This is a genomic window from Erythrobacter sp. S158 (assembly GCF_057364915.1).
Window position 1 is genome coordinate 2,672,012 of record NZ_CP200279.1, and the last position, 15,338, is coordinate 2,687,349.

The 15,338-nt window shown below is 61.7% G+C and carries 15 protein-coding genes; 4 read left to right on the plus strand and 11 right to left on the minus strand.

Going from position 1 to position 15,338, the window contains the following annotated elements; genetic code table 11:
• The first annotated feature begins 17 nt into the window (after window positions 1-17).
• A complete protein-coding gene (locus AC0V6T_RS13080; RefSeq protein ID WP_486127531.1) occupies window positions 18-491 on the plus strand; it encodes a hypothetical protein in 474 nt (157 codons plus the stop codon).
• Here the strand turns inward: AC0V6T_RS13080 and AC0V6T_RS13085 are convergent.
• From AC0V6T_RS13085 to AC0V6T_RS13095, 3 genes are all read right to left on the minus strand, one after another.
• Window positions 488-1,081, minus strand: coding sequence for a hypothetical protein (locus tag AC0V6T_RS13085; protein WP_486127533.1), 594 nt, complete (start codon window positions 1,079-1,081; stop codon window positions 488-490). The genes AC0V6T_RS13080 and AC0V6T_RS13085 overlap by 4 nt on opposite strands.
• Window positions 1,082-1,218: 137 nt before the next feature.
• A complete protein-coding gene (locus AC0V6T_RS13090; RefSeq protein WP_486127535.1) occupies window positions 1,219-1,752 on the minus strand; it encodes a hypothetical protein in 534 nt (177 codons plus the stop codon).
• Window positions 1,752-2,726 (minus strand): NAD(P)H-dependent flavin oxidoreductase, encoded by a 975-nt coding sequence (locus tag AC0V6T_RS13095; protein WP_007166005.1) that lies wholly within the window; start codon window positions 2,724-2,726, stop codon window positions 1,752-1,754. Before AC0V6T_RS13095 ends, AC0V6T_RS13090 begins: the two co-directional genes overlap by 1 nt.
• 155 nt (window positions 2,727-2,881) lie before the next feature.
• Here AC0V6T_RS13095 and AC0V6T_RS13100 point away from each other — a divergent pair, with 155 nt between their 5' ends.
• Entirely contained in the window at window positions 2,882-3,361 is a 480-nt protein-coding gene (locus AC0V6T_RS13100) for a hypothetical protein (RefSeq protein ID WP_486127537.1), read from the plus strand.
• On the opposite strand, the gene AC0V6T_RS13105 is transcribed toward AC0V6T_RS13100, so the two are convergent.
• The 8 genes from AC0V6T_RS13105 to AC0V6T_RS13140 all read right to left on the minus strand — a co-directional run bounded on the left by AC0V6T_RS13105 (window position 3,358) and on the right by AC0V6T_RS13140 (window position 11,621).
• Window positions 3,358-4,011 carry an endonuclease III domain-containing protein gene (locus tag AC0V6T_RS13105; protein WP_486127539.1) on the minus strand — a complete coding sequence of 218 codons (654 nt, stop codon included), beginning with the start codon at window positions 4,009-4,011 and terminating at the stop codon, window positions 3,358-3,360. The genes AC0V6T_RS13100 and AC0V6T_RS13105 overlap by 4 nt on opposite strands.
• A gap of 36 nt (window positions 4,012-4,047) precedes the next feature.
• Window positions 4,048-4,836 carry a hypothetical protein gene (locus AC0V6T_RS13110; protein WP_486127541.1) on the minus strand — a complete coding sequence of 263 codons (789 nt, stop codon included), beginning with the start codon at window positions 4,834-4,836 and terminating at the stop codon, window positions 4,048-4,050.
• A 31-nt stretch (window positions 4,837-4,867) separates the two neighbouring features.
• Window positions 4,868-5,572 carry an endonuclease III domain-containing protein gene (locus AC0V6T_RS13115; RefSeq protein WP_486127543.1) on the minus strand — a complete coding sequence of 235 codons (705 nt, stop codon included), beginning with the start codon at window positions 5,570-5,572 and terminating at the stop codon, window positions 4,868-4,870.
• A 20-nt stretch (window positions 5,573-5,592) separates the two neighbouring features.
• A complete protein-coding gene (locus AC0V6T_RS13120) occupies window positions 5,593-6,036 on the minus strand; it encodes a CHRD domain-containing protein (protein ID WP_050750432.1) in 444 nt (147 codons plus the stop codon).
• Between the two features lie 110 nt (window positions 6,037-6,146).
• Window positions 6,147-6,764: a YceI family protein gene (locus tag AC0V6T_RS13125; RefSeq protein ID WP_486127545.1), complete on the minus strand. Its 618-nt coding sequence runs from the start codon at window positions 6,762-6,764 to the stop codon at window positions 6,147-6,149.
• A gap of 112 nt (window positions 6,765-6,876) precedes the next feature.
• A complete protein-coding gene (locus AC0V6T_RS13130; RefSeq protein WP_486127547.1) occupies window positions 6,877-7,554 on the minus strand; it encodes a TylF/MycF/NovP-related O-methyltransferase in 678 nt (225 codons plus the stop codon).
• A gap of 36 nt (window positions 7,555-7,590) precedes the next feature.
• Window positions 7,591-9,165 carry a glutamine-hydrolyzing GMP synthase gene (gene guaA / locus AC0V6T_RS13135; RefSeq protein ID WP_007165997.1) on the minus strand — a complete coding sequence of 525 codons (1,575 nt, stop codon included), beginning with the start codon at window positions 9,163-9,165 and terminating at the stop codon, window positions 7,591-7,593.
• 929 nt (window positions 9,166-10,094) lie between these two features.
• Window positions 10,095-11,621 carry a class I adenylate-forming enzyme family protein gene (locus AC0V6T_RS13140; protein ID WP_486127550.1) on the minus strand — a complete coding sequence of 509 codons (1,527 nt, stop codon included), beginning with the start codon at window positions 11,619-11,621 and terminating at the stop codon, window positions 10,095-10,097.
• A 142-nt stretch (window positions 11,622-11,763) separates the two neighbouring features.
• Between AC0V6T_RS13140 and AC0V6T_RS13145 the strand changes: the two genes are divergently transcribed.
• A complete protein-coding gene (locus AC0V6T_RS13145) occupies window positions 11,764-12,666 on the plus strand; it encodes a PIG-L family deacetylase (RefSeq protein WP_486127552.1) in 903 nt (300 codons plus the stop codon).
• Between the two features lie 105 nt (window positions 12,667-12,771).
• Window positions 12,772-15,318: a DNA topoisomerase (ATP-hydrolyzing) subunit B gene (gyrB, locus tag AC0V6T_RS13150; RefSeq protein ID WP_486127554.1), complete on the plus strand. Its 2,547-nt coding sequence runs from the start codon at window positions 12,772-12,774 to the stop codon at window positions 15,316-15,318.
• The last annotated feature ends 20 nt before the right edge of the window (window positions 15,319-15,338 follow it).

Consider the following 15,338-nt stretch of genomic DNA (forward strand, 5'->3'; position numbering starts at 1 on the left):
CATCGGAGAAGTGCGACATGACCAAATTGGCAAATCCCCTCTCGCGCGCGCCCCTCTTTCGCGCAATTGCCCCCGCAGCTGCCATAGCTGCGCTGGCAATGGTTGCATCGCAGCCTGCCGCTGCCGAAGAACATGGCGACGCCGAGGCGACCGAGATGACCAAAGGCGAAGAACGCCTTGCAAAGATGCTCGAAGGACGCGTGGCCGGCGAACCCCGGCGTTGCATTCGCAACACGCTCAACCAACCTGTGACCATCATCGATGAAACCGCGATCGTCTATGGCCGCGGCAACACGATCTATGTTCAGCGCACCAAGAACCCTGAAAGCATCGATGATCGCGATGCGCTCGTCTCGCGGCGCTTCAACGCCAGCCAAGTGTGCAGGCTCGACATCGTCAACACGATTGACCCGTTCAACGGCTTTTTCACCGGCGCGGTCTTTTTCGACGATTTCATTCCCTACACCCGCGTCGACGAGGACGAAGGCTAAGCACGCATTCTGCGACGGGGTTCGGCGGCCTGCGAGATCGCGGGCGGCTGATGCTCTTCGGAGCTGACAATCTCGATTTCGTCATGCTGCGCCTCTTCGTGCTTGATGGCGCCGCTGCGAGAGCGAAGCCGCGCGATGGCGCGCTTGTAATTTACGATCACATCCATCGACGCGAGCTCGTGTGCGACCGGCAAAGGTGTATCTTCGCATTCGAGCAATCGGATCGCGCCGCTGCGTTCGGCCTGCCGGATCTTTTCGACCTCTTCTCGAAGCGCATCGAGCTCGGGCATCTCTGCAAACATCGACTGGCGCGCCTTGGCTCGCGGTGAAGCGTAGTCAGACGGCGCGGCAATGCGAGATCGCGGCTCTGGCACGCCTGGCAGATCTGCGAGCCCGCAATTCCGGTTGCGGGCGAACCGGCTGCCGCTGTCGCTGAGGGCGAGCGTGAAAAAAGGACTGGTTCGAGCCACCGACCGGCGAACCCATTCGGCGGGCCGCATTGGACCCAGCTTTTCTGCGAGCAGCCATCCAGCCGCCCCGGTCATCGCACTGGACACAATCCAGCCGCCAAGCCCAATCCATTCAAGCATACGCGCTCCCGCCCCGCTCGGCCGGTTGCGTACAACCCGTCGAACTCAAGTCCCGAACAATCCCGAGATCAAGGATCGCTCAGGAATCCGAACAAAACGCAGGCCACAGGATAGGGGTTTTGCCGTAGCGCTCCGGCTCAGTCGGCTGCGAAGGTTGCCGGATCGATGGCCTCGCCCTCGAAATTCCCACCTACCATCGGCGTCAATTCGTAGGTGAGCGTCATGGCCGAGCCTTCCGGAAATTCGACGGCTTCGGGGTCCTGCGATGCGGCGCTAAGCGCCGCAAAACTGGCGCAATCGGCGGCAAGGGCGCCGCCGGTTGCGTACTGAATGCGGTAAGTGCCGTCCGGTACATCGCTCACCTGCGCGTCCGACCCCTCGGCTACGAAAAACGAGAGAACAAGATCGTCGGAGGCTGCATCGCGGACATTGACGATCGTGTTGCCCGCTGCCGAGTTGACGATCGCGACCGTGTGCGGTCCGGCGCCCATTTCATAATCGCGCTCTAGAATGGCTCCGTTTTGCGGAGGCGTTGCGCAGGCCGCGATGTTCGGGAATTCGCTTTCACCGCCCGCGCCGCCGCCCGCTGGCTCACTCTCCGAACACCCGGCAAGCAAAGCGGCGAGCGAGGCAGCGACTAGGGCTGCGCGCTTGTCTGGCAATCCGCCCATCAGGCGAGCATGCCGCCCATACGCTTGGTGATGATCTCCTCGGCCTCGGCCATGATCCGGTCGATCAGCTCCTTGCAGGTCGGGATGTCGTTGATGAGACCTGCGACCATACCGCAGCTCCACGCGCCTGCGTCCATGTCGCCTTCGGTCATGATGCGCGGATAGACGCCCGCGACCTGTTCGATGATGTCTTCGAACTTGAGGTCCGCGCCTTTCTCGCGCTCGATTTCGAGCAATTCCTCGACGGCGTCGTTGGTCATTACGCGCTCGGTATTGCGCAGCGGGCGCATAACAAGGCGGGTGTCGAGTTCGGACGCCGCAACAATCGCAGCCTTCACGTTTTCGTGCACCGGGGCTTCTTTCGTAGCGATAAAGCGGGTGCCCATGTTCATCCCTTCCGCGCCCATCGCAAGGCTTGCGACAAGACTGCGCCCGTCGGCCATGCCGCCACTAGATACGAAGGGGATCTCAAGCTCATCGGCGGCGCGCGGGAGCAGGATGAAGTTGGGCACATCGTCCTCGCCCGGGTGGCCGCCGCATTCGAAGCCGTCGACGCTCACCGCATCGCAGCCGATCGACTGGGCCTTGAGCGCGTGGCGGACGCTGGTGCATTTGTGGATCACCTTGACGCCGGCTTCCTTGAAGAAGGGGAGCACTTGCGCAGGATTGTTGCCCGCCGTCTCGACCGCCTTCACCCCGCCGTCGATGATCGCTTTCACCAGCCCAGGATAATCGGGCGCGTTGACGGTCGGCAGGAAGGTGAGGTTCACGCCGAACGGCTTGTCGGTCATATCCTTGCAGCGCGCGATTTCGTCAGCGAGCTTTTCCGGCGTGCCAAGCGTAAGGCCGGTGATGATGCCAAGCCCGCCCGCATTCGACACAGCCGCCGCCATCTCGGCAAACCCGACATAGTGCATGCCGCCCTGAATGATCGGGTGCTCAATGCCGAACAGTTCGGTGATTGCGGTCTTCATGGCTGGGTGGTTCCTCTCGATTGTCGTTGTTCGAAATTTGCGCTGGAGAGAAGCCGAATATAGGCTTGGGTGCAAGCGTGGTTTTGGAAGTGAATCGGCCTGACGCAACGCGCCGTAACGTCACGGCATCGGGCAAAGTCTGAGGGGAACGCGGCATGACACGAGAGAATTCTGTTCCCGGCACACCGGAATTGTTCTTCGCTAGCCTCGTTGCAACGGCGCTCGTCTATTTCACCGGCATTGCGATCATCGCGGTGATGGTCGGCCTTACCAGTTCAGTCGGCGGGCTCAGCAACATGCTCACCTTCCTCGCGATGTTCGCGACAATTGGCGTGGGCGCGGCCGTGTTCGTAGCCTTCCTTATCATCGCACCGCTCGGCACGGCGGTTGGGCTTGCAGTCCTGAAGCTGACCCCGCCAGCCTGGTGGCAAGGACCATTGGCAGGTGGTCTCGTCGCGGCAACGCTAGTCGCGGTGACCTTGCTGCTGTTCCAGCTTGGTGGTCAGCCACTCGATTGGGGTGTTTACGCCATGGCCGCAGTGCCGCTTGCCCTCGCTCCGGTTGCCGGCGGTCTCGTACAAAAACGTCTCCTGCACTGGCCGGGATCGGACCGGCAGGAGCTCACGCCGGCCTAGTCGCCGCGCTCGATCGGGCCGGTTTCGCAAAGGTCGCTGACCACGCAGATATCGCATTTGGGAATGCGCGATCGGCACACCCGCTTCCCGAACTGAATCAGCCAGAAATGACCATCCGCAAGCGCCCATTCGGGGCTGCGCTCTTCCAGCTGCTGCGCGGTCTTTTCCGCTGTCTTGGCATCGGTCAGTCCGATCCGGTTGCACACGCGGTGGACATGCGTATCGACCGCGATCACGTCCTTCCCGAATGTGAAGCTCATCACGATGTCCGCGCATTTGCGCCCGATACCGGGCAGGCTCATCAACCCCTCTCGCGTATCGGGAACGACGCCGTCATGCTCCTCGATCAGCGCGGTGCAGAACTTGCGGATGTTCTTGGTCTTGTTGTTGTAAAGCCCGCACGGCTTGATCGCTTGGGCAATCGCCTCATCATTAAGCGCGAGCATGTCCTCGGGTGTCTTCGCCAGCTTGAACAAAGCCTTGGTCGCCGCCGCCGTGTTCCGGTCGAGCGACTGCGCGGACAGCATGCAGGAAATGCAGGAGCGGAACGCGTCCGGCTGACCCTTGGGGCCTTTTGCCCCCTTGGTCCGCCCGGGCATCGCCTCGGCCAGCTTACGGTAGACCCTTTCGACTTGCGCTTCGTCCAACATGGTTGAACAGCGTTTTGCAGGGGCAGTGGTTCCCGCCTAGCCCTTGGGCTTTAGCAGCTTGTCCGGCCTGATCCGCCGCGCTTCGCCGAACATCGAGTAGGTCTTGTTCACGTAGTTCGAGACATCGACGATGCTGTCGAGATACTTGTCAAGCTCGGGCGTCTGCTCCTGTTCGACCAGCCTGACATGCGCGCCCGGATTCTCGGTCTCGAAACGCACGTAGAACCACGGCTCACCGCGCTTCAGGACGAGCGGCTTCGACGTGTCGTGCCACTCGAAACCCCAGCTCAAGGGGCGCGGCCAGATGTGGACGGGAAAACGCCCGCCCATCTGCACACCCGGGCGCGGGGTCGGGAAATAGTCGAGATAGGGCGCGGTCTGGACGACGTAGCACGGCTCATCCGCGACGAAGACGTAAGGCGCGGTGATCTGGATGATCGGACGCTCCGGGTGGCGCCATTCGTTCTGCGGGTGCATCACCAGCATGTTCGCGCGGCCCTGAGGGCGCATCGCGGACTTCTCGCCATCGGCGTCGAGCAATTGCAGCTGGCCATTCGGCTGCCGGCCAAAGGACAGCTTGAGGTCGATCGGGCAGGGAATGACGAAATGCCGCCGGTCAAAGTCAATCGCCGCCGGGCAGACCTGCACCGATTTGGCAGACGATGGCTTGGGATCGTTGCGGGTGAAGGGCTTGGGCGGAGACCAGATCGCATCGCCGCCTTGCGGGAAGCGCACCGTCCAGCCCACCGTCACGCTGCGCGATTTGCCCTTGGCCTCTGCCTCTCGTGCATCGGCGTCTTCGGCGAATTGGTCTTCCCAGCTCATGTTCGATCCCGTCTGTTCGTCTGGTGCGCAGTCATGGCGACTTGCGCGCGGTTTCGCAATCGGGCGCTGCCGGACAATCTTCGCAAAGCGCAGCGCGCGGGCGGCAATAGGTCTGGCCGAGCTTTTTCAGAAGCAGGTGATGCTCGTCCATGTCAGCCGCCGACCACTCGTCCGGCACGATGGGCATCAGAGTGTCGTAGGTTTTCGCGGTGTCAGCCTTTGCGGGGACTACGCCCATGCGCTGCATGATCCGGCGGTGATGCCCGTCGATCACCATCGCGCGGCGGTTGAAAGTGCTCGCATTCATGACGCCAGCCGAGTTCTTGCGGGCAACGCCGGGCAGCGTTTCGAGCCACGCCATCGCCTCTGCGGTTTCGAGGTTGGACAAGTGACGCAGATCGACCGAGCCACGCTGCTCGATAATAGTGGTTAGGCATTGCTTTAGACGCTGTGCTGCCACTGTAGGAAAGGTCTGGCGCTGGAGCCGCGCCTCCAAGTCGCCGACAGGAGCCGCAGCCACCGCTTCCCACGATCCGTACTCCGCGATCAAGCCGTCGGTAGAGGCGTTCGAGGCAGCGGTCTTGGTCTGCGCGCCGATCACCCCGTGGACCAGCACCCAGACCGGATCGCGGCGCTTGTCGGACGGGCGAATGATCCGCCCGAACCGCTCGATCAACGCAGCCTGCAAGCGGCGCAGGATGCCGGTGCGGGGGTCGGGGCCGAAATTAAGTTGCAACGCCGAACCCCCGCGCTGCTTCAGGACAGGAGCTGGCCGCGAATTGCGCCCTTGGGATATTCGGCGGTGTGGACGTTGACGTAGTAATTCTGCAGCCCTTCGTCGAATGCCGGCTGAACCCAGTCAGTGTCCGAGCTGCACCCGCGCCAGCCACCTTCCGTCGCCTGCGAAAATGCAAGGACGACGGGACCATCTGTGCCCGCCGCACCGCGATGTATGTGCGCGCCGGTGATCGGACCGAGATTTTCAAGGTCGTTGAGGTCCCAGCAAACCCGCGTCAGTTCATCGGAGAAACTGATCTCAGCGGTTCCCGAGCCGTCGCGGTCGCCCTGGTGCACTTCGTTGGCACCGGTGAGTTCGACGGTGTAGGTGGTCGAGGTCCGCTCGGTATAGGCTTCCTGAATGGTTTCGCAGCCCGCCAGAGGGAGCGCGACGGCGCACAGGAGAAAAGCGGTAAGACGCATAGCAAATCCTTTCGAGGCAATCCCCGCTCCATCAACGAGCGGCGCTCCGCCTCGTTCCACGCCTGAGCGGCGCGGCGCTCCAGAACTGCGACGATCCTGTTTGTGACAATTCAGCGCTCAAAGGCGAGGCTGAATGTCACCGGCACCGCTGGCGTGATTGAAGGAAGGCCCGCAAGCTCCTGCAACTGGGTAAGGCCGCCAATGAGTTCGAGGCGTCCTGCGTCAACGATCACCGGCTTGCTCGACACCGCGAGCACACGGTCCTCTGCAGCGCGGGTTACGGTGACGTCGGCCTGAAACGGCGCTTCGACCCCTTTGAGGCTGAGCGTTCCGTCGAGCGTGGTCATCGCGCTTTCGCCAAGGCTGAGCGCTTCAAACTGCGCGGGGTCGATCTGTGCGGTGACGGTCGCGGTGGGGTTATCGGCGACGACGAAGAAGATGTCGCGCATGCGTTCGTCGCGGATATCGACGCCGGTGGAAACGCTCGACAGGTCGATCTCGATTGTCGCCGCGCCCTCTGCCGTGATGCCGCCGGTGACGGTTTCAAAGGTATTCGCTTCGGCGATCTCGCCCGCCTTAATCGAAACATAGGACAACTCGGACGCAGCTGGATCGACGCTCCACGCCGTGTCGGTGAGCGAGGCGGGTTCGCTTTCGGCAGGGGCACCACATGCGCCGAGCGAAAAGAGCAAGGCGCCGGTGGCACCGCAAGAAAGGAGCGTCTTCATTTTCGAAATTTCCCCGCGAGTTGAAAGGTTCACGAGGGGAGCGAATACCAGAAGACCGCGCCCTCGCAAATGATCCGATTTGGAAGCAATTGGGGCGCGTCGCCGCGCAGGCTCAGTGCGGTTTTCGAACGAACGCGGGCACGCAGTAGAACGGGAGCTTCTCGATCTTGAGGCTGTGCTCGCGCGCAAAGGCATCTAGCACCCGCGTCGCGCCCTCGACCGCATTGTAATCATCGAACACGATGAGGCCTCCCGGGACGACCCTCTCGTAAAGCTGCTCGATCACAAACTGCGTCGGCTCCATCACGTCGAGGTCCAGATGCAGCAGCGCGATGCGGGTTTCTGGCCTTCTCGCCAGGTAATCCGGCAGCGTATCAAAGACATTGCCTTCCACGAGCTCGATATTGTCGAACCCCTTGCCAGACAGCACGGCCCTCGCTTCATCGAGGCTCAACCCCTCGCCGCCCTTGGCCTCAAATCCCTCGATGAACTCAAGGTCCGCTTCGCTTTCAAGTTGGTCGACGGGGAAGGCTCCGAACGCATCGAAGCCCACGATCCGGCGCGCAAAGTCGTTTTCGAGCGCATCGCGAAAGGTCGCAAAGCGGATGAGCGAGGCTGCCTTGTAGACACCGAACTCGAAGACGTCTCCGGGCAGGTCGGTGATCGATTTGTAAAGCTCGTAGTGAGCCAGCGCCTTGTTCAGCCGGGTCTTGTGCGAATGCCAGTAGAACCCGTTTTCGTAGTCCCATGACTGATCGGCGCTGAGGCCGCGCAAGGTCAGCTCGGTCATGCGCGCACCCACACGAAGGATGGCGCGCCGCCTGGCCTACTCCCACTCGATCGTGCCGGGCGGCTTGCTGGTGTAATCGTAGACGACACGGTTTATCCCCTTGACCTCGTTGATAATCCGAGTGGCTACCTGCGAGAGAAAGGCAGCGTCAAAGGGGAATACATCCGCAGTCATTCCATCTGTGCTTGTCACGGCGCGAAGGCCGCACACCGAATCGTAAGTGCGCCCGTCGCCCATCACGCCGACGGTCTTGACCGGGAGCAGCACGGCAAAGGCCTGCCAGATCGCATCATAGAGCCCGGCATTGCGGATCTCTTCGAGATAGATCGCATCGGCCTTGCGCAGAATGTCGCAGCGTTCCTTGGTCACTTCGCCCGGGATGCGGATGGCAAGGCCGGGGCCAGGGAAGGGGTGGCGGCCGACAAACGCTTCGGGAAGGCCAAGCTCGCGGCCAAGCTCGCGCACTTCGTCCTTGAACAATTCGCGAAGCGGCTCGACCAGCTCCATGTTCATGCGCTCGGGAAGGCCGCCGACATTGTGGTGGCTCTTGATCGTAACCGAGGGTCCGCCGGTGAAGCTGACGCTTTCGATGACGTCGGGATAGAGCGTGCCTTGCGCAAGGAAGTCCGCGCCGCCGACTTTCTTCGCCTCGGCCTCGAACAGGTCGATGAAAGCGCCGCCGATGAACTTGCGCTTCTTCTCAGGGTCGGTGACGCCGGCGAGCCCCGCGAGGAAGGTCTCCTCGGCGTCCACCGCGATCAGCGGGATGTTGTAATGGTCGCGGAAGAGCGAGACGACCTGCTCGGTCTCGTTCAATCGCATGAGGCCGTGATCGACATAGACGCAGGTGAGCTGGTCGCCGATCGCCTCGTGAATGAGCACAGCGGCGACCGCGCTGTCGACGCCGCCCGAAAGACCGCAGATCACGCGGCCTTCGCCGACCTGTGCGCGGATTTCCTCGATCTTGGTCTTGCGGAACTCGGCCATGGTCCAGTCGCCCTTGAGGCCGCAAACATGGCGCACGAAGTTGGCGAGCAGCTTGCCGCCGTCTGGGGTGTGGACGACTTCGGGGTGGAACTGGGTGCCGTAGAACTTGCGCTTCTCGTCCGCGATCACCGCAAAGGGCGCGCCGTCGCTGGTGGCGACGATCTCGAAGCCGGGGGCGAACTCGGTAACCTTGTCGCCGTGGCTCATCCAGACCTGATGGCGCTCGCCTTCTTTCCAGAGGCCGTCGAACAGCGCGCATTCCTTGGTCACGGTCAGGTAAGCGCGGCCAAACTCGCCGCCTTCCCCGGTCTCGTGTCCCGGGCGCACTTCGCCGCCAAGCTGGTGGCTCATCACCTGCTGGCCATAGCAAATGCCAAGGATCGGGACGCCCGCTTCGAAGAAGGCTTGCGGAGTGCGCGGGCTGCCATCGTCGGGAACACTTGCGGGCGAGCCTGAGAGAATGATGCCCTTGGGATTGAGCCGCTTGAATGCCTCTTCGGCCATGCTGAACGGCGCGATCTCGGAATAGACCCCGGCCTCGCGCACGCGGCGCGCGATAAGCTGGGTTACCTGGCTGCCGAAATCGACGATGAGGATCGAATCTGGGAGGTGCTGGTCATCCATGCGCGGCGGTTACGCCAGCGCAACCGCGAAAGTCCAGCGCGGCGCGTGCGCTTTTGCCTTGTGAGGGGGCTTTCAAGTCGGAGTTCGCGAGAAAAATCGGCGGAATTGCGCTTACCTAGCGGTAAAACTTGCAACTTTCGGAAAGCCGGGGAATTGCTAAGTTTCTTCGCGCTCTCAGCATCTTACGCTTTAATCGCGCCGCTGTGTTGCAAAACTTGCAAATAAATTGCGTATTTTCGCATTTGGGTTTCACGCAATCGAACAGTATCTGGCCTCCAGCGACGCGCCGTCAGGTCCTCTCTCTCCAGCCTGGCGCGGCGCATTTGGTAGGAAAAAGCCGGGAAAACGGCAGCCTGCCAGTCTGCTTGTCGATGAAGCAGGTAGCTCAAACACGGATGTTCGTGACCCGGTGACTTCCAGCACTCGCGTCACATCAAGTGACAACCGTTCATGCAGCGTCCCCTCGCTGCGGCTTCCTGTTGCGCCGCCTGGCACGAAAGCCTCTGGTGCCTCCTTTCCCCCTCTTTGGCACCGGGATCGAGGCTTTCGTTTCCAGACCCGCGCTTTTCATCACTGCGACAAAGCAGCGAGCGAGACGCGGCCACCACTCTCTCCCCCTCCCCCCGAAGGGTGGCCGCGTCTCCCACCCCCTACGTTGCAGACGCGGCTCCGCCCACTCGCTGATCGAGAAATCAGATTGCAGTGAGCGGAAATGACGTTCTCTTCAACAGTAACAATCTTACGCTCTGCTTCGTATTTATAATCAGAAGGCGGGCCCCTCTCCCCTCTAGCCCCCGCCGCAGGAGCATATCATGCGTACCTTTACCGAACGCACGATCGCGCTGTTCCTCGCTGTTGTGATCAGCAGCGGGGCCTTCAACACCCTGATCGTGTAATCGCACAGAAAAAGGCCGGGCAGCGCGCTTGTTTCAAGCGAGTTGCTCGGCCTTTTCGCGCAAGTTGGTCTTCAAGAGCTTGCCAATATGGCTGCGCGGCATCTCATTGATCGGATGGAGCGCGGAAAGCCGCTGGGTCTTGCCCAGCCGCGCATTGACGCTTTTCAGCACCTCTTCACACTCGCGCCCATTTTCTTTCAGCACCACAAAGCCAACCGGCGTCTCGCCCCATTGCTTTGAAGCGATCCCGACCACGGCGGCTTCGGCTACGTCGTCTTCCCGCTCAAGTTCTGCTTCGAGGTCGCTGGGATAGATGTTGAACCCGCCCGAAATGATCATGTCCTTCGCGCGGCCAACCAGTTCAACAAAGCCATCCTCGTCAACCCGCCCAATATCGCCCATGCGCATCCACACGCCGCCATCCTGGTCGACATATTGCGCCTCGGATGTTTTGTCGGGCCGGTTCTTGTAGCCCGACATCATGGTGTGCGAACGGCCAATGAGATTACCGGGGATGCCGGGCGGCACCTCGTTGTCCTCATCGTCGAGCACCTTCATCTCGCTTCCGGGAGCCGGTCGCCCCACCGTATGCAGTTTGTCGGGGAATTCGTGGCAGGCGAGCAGACACACGACCCCGCCTTCGGTCATCGAATAGATCTCAATGAGGCCGCCGGGCATCCGCTCAAGAACCTCGCGCTTCAGCTCGGCGGAGAAGGGTGCGGAGGTGCAGTATTTCATCGCGAGCGACGAAAGGTCGTGATCGTCGAAGCCCGGATGGTCCATCAAGCGTTGATACTGGACTGGCACAAGCATGGTGATCGTCGTGCGATCGCCTGCTGCATGGTCGAGCCAGCGCGCGCAGTCGAACTTGCCCATGACGCGCACGGTGCCGCCTGCCAGCAGCGGCGCAAGGAACGCGACCATCGTCGTGTTCGAATAAAGCGGCGTCGAGGCGAGCGAGCGGACCTCAAGCCCACTTGCGAGATAGGAAAGCGCGGTCGCGGCAAACTGGCGCCAGCGCATCTGGTGCGAATGGACTATGCCCTTGGGGATGCCTGTGGTGCCGGAGGAATAGATGATGTTGAACGGATCCTTGGGGTCCGGATCGAAAGCCGGCGCGCTAGTGCCTTCCGGTGCCATCCACGCATCCACCTCTTCGAGCCGCACATGCTCAAGGTCGGGCATGAACCCGTCACCCAGCTCTGCGGCCTTACCCGCATCGATGAAGAGATGCCGTGCACCCGAATCCGCTGCCATGCCCTCCAATTGCTCAGGCGAAGCGCTGGTGGTGAGCGGCGCTGCCACGCCTCCTGCACGCACGGTGGCCAAAAAGACCAGCGCATAGTTGGTCGACGACGCGCCGAGGATCGCGACCGATTGTCCGCGCTCAAGCCCGGTTTCGACGAGCCGAGCTGCGAGCCGCTCGATCCGATCATCGAGCTGCGTCCAGCTGCATGTGCCGCTATCATCCAGCAGCGCGGGCAGGTCGCCCAGCGCCTGTGCCCATTCCTTGATTATATCGGGGAATGATCCGAAGGGCTGCGCCAGCCGCTCGCTCATACTTTGCGTAATGCTCTCTCTCGTCATGGCCACATGAATAGCCGCCCGCCTTCCCACGGCAAGCGCGCGTGCAATTTCTTTACGCTGGCACGCCAAGATGCGATCACGCCTAGCGAGGTTGGCGCCAAAGAGAGGATCACCTGTGAGCGATAAAGGCACTTTGATTAAAGCGGCGGCAAGCATTCCAGCCGCCATTGCGCTGATGACAGCACCAGCCTCTGCGCAGATACAGGCCGAGCCAGTACCCGACGATCCGGACAACCCGCTAGAAAGCGTGGAGCGTCCCGCGCAAAGCCAGGAAGCAAGTCCTGCGCCGGTCCCGCAGCTTCGTTCAGCACGGCAAGCAACAGGCCCCAATGTTCTCGCCATTGTCGCTCACCCGGACGACGAGCTTTTCTTTGCTCCCGTCCTGGCAAGGGCCGCGCGCTCGGGCGGCAAGGTCACGGTCATTTTCGCAACCAGCGGCGATGCGGGCCCCGGGGTGACCGATATGGAGCCCGGCGCTGAATTGGCCGCGTTGCGCGAAGAAGAAGCGCGCTGCTCTATCAACGCGCTCGGGGCGTCCGAGCCTCGCTTCTGGCAATTGGGAGACGGGACGCTGGCGGTGATGGCACGAAAGCCGGATAGCCCGATGCGCAGCCTGACACTTCGCGTCGCCGAACTGATCGAAGAGATCGAACCCAATGTCGTAATCACCTGGGGCCCCGATGGCGGCTACGGCCATTCTGACCATCGCGCCATGAACACCGCTGTCACGCAAGTCGTTCAGGCGATGGAAGGCGTGAGACCAGACCTGCTCTACCCGGCGCTTCCGGTGAGCGATGATGCGCCGAGCCAACTTGAAGGGTGGGCGAAAACGCACCCCTCGCTGATCACTGATCGGCTTTCCTACGAGCCGCGAGACCTCGATGCGATGCGCGCCGCTGCCAATTGCTATGAAAGCCAGTTCAATGCTGCCGCACGCGCAGCTCTGCCCGAATTGCTGCACGCAGCTGTATGGCGCGGCAACGTCTTTTTCCGCCTCGCTTTTTCGCGCAGCAACTAGAGCAAGACGCAGCCACTTCGCACGTCTCATCGGAGGCCGTGGAAAAGCGCCTCGGATTAGGCTCAAATGCTTGGGAATCGTCCCTTGCGCGCCTATATGTCTTGTATGGAAGACAACACCCCCGAAAACGGCGCAGGCGCGCCCAAAAACGAAAAGATGAAGGGCGATTACGGCGCCGATTCCATCAAGGTTCTCAAGGGCCTGGACGCAGTGCGTAAGCGCCCGGGCATGTATATCGGCGACACCGACGATGGCTCGGGCCTGCACCACATGGTGTTCGAAGTTTCGGACAACGCCATCGACGAAGCGCTCGCAGGGCATTGTGACCTCGTTCTGATCGAACTGAACCCCGATGGCAGCGTTTCGGTCGAAGACAATGGCCGCGGCATTCCGGTCGACATGCACAAGGAAGAAGGCGTGTCGGCGGCAGAGGTCATCATGACCCAGCTGCACGCAGGCGGTAAGTTTGAAAACACCTCCGACGACAACGCCTACAAGGTGTCGGGCGGCCTTCACGGCGTGGGCGTTTCGGTCGTGAACGCGCTGTCCGAATGGCTCGAACTCGTCATCTGGCGTAACGGCCAAGAGCATTGGATGCGCTTTGAGCATGGCGATGCGGTGAACAGCCTCGAAATCAAAGGCGATGCGCCCAAGGTCGAACAGAATCCCGACGACAACGGCTACAAGAAGGGCACGCGCGTCACCTTCAAGGCCTCGACCGACACGTTCAAGAACGTGACCGAGTTCGACTTCGAAAAGCTCGAGCATCGCTATCGCGAGCTCGCTTTCCTCAATTCGGGCGTGCGTATCCTCATCCGCGACCTGCGCCACGAAGAGCCGATCGAGCATGATCTGTTCTACGAAGGCGGCATCGCTGCATTCGTAAAATGGCTCGACCGCAACAAGGAAGCACTGATCGAGGACCCGATCTCGGTTTCGGCCGAGAAGGACGGGATCGGCATCGACGTCGCTCTGGAATGGAACGACAGCTACTACGAAAACGTGCTGTGCTTCACCAACAACATCCCGCAGCGCGACGGGGGCACACACCTTGCCGCGTTCCGCGCCGCGCTGACCAGCACGCTCAACAACTATGCCGAGCGCTCAGGGCTCTTGTCGAAGGCGAAGGTCTCGCTTTCGGGTGAAGACATGCGCGAAGGCCTGACAGCGATTGTCAGCGTCAAACTGCCCGATCCCAAGTTCTCCTCGCAGACCAAGGACAAGCTTGTCTCGTCCGAAGTGCGCCAGCCACTTCAGTCGCTGATGGGCGAGAAAATGAACGAGTGGCTGGAAGAAAACCCCGGAGATGCGAAGGCGATCATCCAGAAGATCGTCGATGCCGCCGCAGCTCGTGAAGCCGCAAAGCGCGCTCGCGAGATGAGCCGCAAGGGCGCGATGAGCGTCGCCTCGCTCCCCGGCAAACTTTCCGATTGCCGCGAACGCGATGCGACCAAGGCCGAACTGTTCCTGGTCGAGGGCGATAGCGCAGGCGGCTCGGCCAAGGGTGGGCGTGACAGCCAATACCAGGCGATCCTCCCGCTGCGAGGCAAGATCCTCAATGTCGAACGCGCGCGTTTCGACCGGATTATCTCCAGCCGCGAGGTCGGCACGCTGATCCAGGCGATGGGCACCGGCATTCGCGACGAATTCGACCTCGAGAAGCTGCGCTATCACAAGATCGTGATCATGACCGACGCTGACGTCGACGGCGCTCACATTCGCACGCTGCTGCTCACCTTCTTCCATCGCCAGATGCCTGAGATCGTGAAGGCCGGGCACCTTTTCATTGCCCAGCCACCTCTGTTCAAGGTCGCAAAGGGCAAGAGCGAGGTTTACGTGAAAGACCAGGCGGCGCTCGACCGTTATCTCGTCGATGCGGGGCTTCAAGGCCGTGTGCTCGAAACATCGGGCGGCGCGCGCTCAGGCGAAGACCTGCGCGCATTGGTCGACAATGCGCTGCGCCTCAAAAACCTCATCGCCTTCGTCCCGCGCCGGTACGACCGCGCGGTGATCGAGCAGATGGCGCTTTCGGGCGCGCTAGACCCCAAGCTGTCGGACGCCGACCGTCTCGCAGCGCTCGAGGCCGCCGCCTCGCGCCTTGAAGCGAGTGATGCAGACGCGAAGTGGAGTGTTTCGGTGCGCGAAAACGGCTCGGTGCAGTTCTCGCGCCTGTGGCGCGGCGTCACCGACGTGCACGAAATCGACGGACGTTTCCTCACCAGCACCGAGGCGATCAAGCTCCACGGTCTCGCGTCGCCGCTGGCTGATGCCTACGAAGGCTCGGTGCGCCTTGTGAAAGCGGGCGACGTAGCCGATGAGGAACCCGAAACCGCGTCCGAAGACGAGGATGGCGATGAACCTGCCGCTCTCGCCGAAGATGCGATCACCCGTCCGAGCCAGCTGCTCGACACGGTGCTCGCGGCAGGGCGCAAGGGCCTCTCGATCAGCCGTTACAAGGGCTTGGGCGAGATGAATCCTGAGCAGCTCTGGGAAACCACGCTCGATCCGGAAAACCGCATCTTGCTTCAGGTGAAGGTCGAAGATGCCGACGTGACGGACGAGATTTTTACCCGCCTGATGGGCGACGTGGTCGAGCCGCGGCGCGAGTTTATTCAGGATAATGCGCTCAACGTTGCCAATCTCGACGTGTAAGACTTGATGTTTGGCGCGCC

Coding starts and splice junctions, on each gene's coding strand:
- AC0V6T_RS13080 (WP_486127531.1), top strand. CDS start 18: ATGACCAAATTGGCAAATCCCCTCTCGCGCGCGCCCCTCTTTCGCGCA.
- AC0V6T_RS13085 (WP_486127533.1), bottom strand. CDS start 1,081: ATGCTTGAATGGATTGGGCTTGGCGGCTGGATTGTGTCCAGTGCGATG.
- AC0V6T_RS13090 (WP_486127535.1), bottom strand. CDS start 1,752: ATGGGCGGATTGCCAGACAAGCGCGCAGCCCTAGTCGCTGCCTCGCTC.
- AC0V6T_RS13095 (WP_007166005.1), bottom strand. CDS start 2,726: ATGAAGACCGCAATCACCGAACTGTTCGGCATTGAGCACCCGATCATT.
- AC0V6T_RS13100 (WP_486127537.1), top strand. CDS start 2,882: ATGACACGAGAGAATTCTGTTCCCGGCACACCGGAATTGTTCTTCGCT.
- AC0V6T_RS13105 (WP_486127539.1), bottom strand. CDS start 4,011: ATGTTGGACGAAGCGCAAGTCGAAAGGGTCTACCGTAAGCTGGCCGAG.
- AC0V6T_RS13110 (WP_486127541.1), bottom strand. CDS start 4,836: ATGAGCTGGGAAGACCAATTCGCCGAAGACGCCGATGCACGAGAGGCA.
- AC0V6T_RS13120 (WP_050750432.1), bottom strand. CDS start 6,036: ATGCGTCTTACCGCTTTTCTCCTGTGCGCCGTCGCGCTCCCTCTGGCG.
- AC0V6T_RS13125 (WP_486127545.1), bottom strand. CDS start 6,764: ATGAAGACGCTCCTTTCTTGCGGTGCCACCGGCGCCTTGCTCTTTTCG.
- AC0V6T_RS13130 (WP_486127547.1), bottom strand. CDS start 7,554: ATGACCGAGCTGACCTTGCGCGGCCTCAGCGCCGATCAGTCATGGGAC.
- guaA (WP_007165997.1), bottom strand. CDS start 9,165: ATGGATGACCAGCACCTCCCAGATTCGATCCTCATCGTCGATTTCGGC.
- AC0V6T_RS13140 (WP_486127550.1), bottom strand. CDS start 11,621: ATGAGCGAGCGGCTGGCGCAGCCCTTCGGATCATTCCCCGATATAATC.
- gyrB (WP_486127554.1), top strand. CDS start 12,772: ATGGAAGACAACACCCCCGAAAACGGCGCAGGCGCGCCCAAAAACGAA.